The organism is Leifsonia sp. SIMBA_070, assembly GCF_046534635.1.
Classification (GTDB): domain Bacteria; phylum Actinomycetota; class Actinomycetes; order Actinomycetales; family Microbacteriaceae; genus Leifsonia.
In genome coordinates this window covers 1-251 of sequence record NZ_JAWRYK010000642.1, presented here as the reverse complement: position 1 = coordinate 251, position 251 = coordinate 1, and the positions used below count along the sequence as shown (strand labels likewise).

The window sequence follows — 251 nt, the reverse complement described above, 5'->3', positions numbered from 1 at the left end:
GTCTTCCTGCTCGCGCTGGACGTCGTACGACGCGACGAACCGGGCGTTCCCATCGCGATCGCGGTCGCGTCGCCCTTCGTGATCGTCTCGGGCCTCATCGTCGTGCTCTTCCGCCTCTTCCCCCACCTGGAGGGAAGCTACCTACTGTCGCCCATCGCGCCCCTGTTCTCGGAACCCGACGTGATCCTCGTGTCCCAGAGCGAGATCGACATCGCGCTCGACCCGATCCGTTCGCTCGGCGTGTTCGCCGA

1 protein-coding gene is annotated in these 251 nt (G+C 66.1%); it reads left to right on the top strand.

The features are described 5' to 3' along the window. On the top strand, positions 1 to 251 hold a 251-nt coding region (locus tag SB754_RS21800), incomplete at both ends, for a hypothetical protein (RefSeq protein WP_410784399.1).